The sequence below is a fragment of the Komagataeibacter intermedius TF2 genome (assembly GCF_000964425.1).
Classification (GTDB): domain Bacteria; phylum Pseudomonadota; class Alphaproteobacteria; order Acetobacterales; family Acetobacteraceae; genus Komagataeibacter; species Komagataeibacter intermedius.
The window spans coordinates 1-727 of the sequence record NZ_BANF01000207.1 but is presented as its reverse complement, the minus strand read 5'-3'; the positions used below and the strand labels follow the sequence as shown (position 1 = coordinate 727).

General features: G+C 58.0%; 3 protein-coding genes. All 3 read right to left on the bottom strand.

Annotated elements, in window-relative coordinates; genetic code table 11:
- Positions 1-65 precede the first annotated feature (65 nt).
- Complete coding sequence (locus B7449_RS16145; RefSeq protein ID WP_025440200.1) at positions 66-200, bottom strand: resolvase; 135 nt, start codon at positions 198-200, stop codon at positions 66-68.
- Positions 201-440: a hypothetical protein gene (locus B7449_RS16140; RefSeq protein WP_048883832.1), complete on the bottom strand. Its 240-nt coding sequence runs from the start codon at positions 438-440 to the stop codon at positions 201-203. It abuts the gene before it with no gap.
- A gap of 65 nt (positions 441-505) precedes the next feature.
- Positions 506-727, bottom strand: a 222-nt coding sequence (locus B7449_RS16135; RefSeq protein ID WP_048883831.1) for a hypothetical protein, incomplete at its 5' end; no start/stop codon positions are given.

Below are 727 nucleotides of genomic sequence, written 5' to 3'. Positions count from 1 at the left end.
TTCAACTCCTCAGCATCCTCTCAGGACCACAGGGAGCCGTCCACGCCATCAGTTCTCAGTGAAAATCAACACCGATAGGTCTGCACGATGGGCCAGCCCTCACGGACGGCCATTTCATCGCGCAGGCGCAACTGGTCCTCGATGGAGGCCGCACTCTGGTTGTCGGACGAATGGTGGGCATAAAGAGCTACGCGGGTCATTCACTCTCCCCTTTCCGGCCTGTCCTTCCCGTCCGGGCAATGGCCGGGAAGAGGACAATTGTCGTTGGCCGCCCGCCCCAATTTCCGACGGGCGAACTCTTCGCGGGCGATCTGGCGGCCTATTGCGCTCGCCAGGGCAAACATCAGTTCATCGCACCGCGCTTTCGCGGCAGGATCGACCGGCCCGTTATCGTTGGCCGGGACGATACCGCCGAGTTTGCGTTTCGTATCTTTTACCATGCCGCCACCCCCCATTTCCGCAAAAAAACAGGGTATGAGGCATCGAAAAACTCACGGTCGGAACATCACAAATCCCGTGTTCGGGCGTTTACGTATGTCATAGCGGTAATCGGCGGGACTGGCGTAAGTCTCAAACGCCCCCGCTTCGCGTTCAATTCGGAGAAATTGCGGATCTTCACCGCATGATCGGGGAATCGAGCGACGATTTCCAGTTCGCCCCCAAATGCCGGCATGACATCAATCGGGTATAGCTTATCAAGCCCACAAAACTGTCCGAACGGACGGGG

What these genes read in the sequence shown, in the direction of transcription:
- B7449_RS16145 (WP_025440200.1), bottom strand. Translation starts at nt 200, where the DNA reads ATGACCCGCGTAGCTCTTTATGCCCACCATTCGTCCGACAACCAGAGT.
- B7449_RS16140 (WP_048883832.1), bottom strand. Translation starts at nt 440, where the DNA reads ATGGTAAAAGATACGAAACGCAAACTCGGCGGTATCGTCCCGGCCAAC.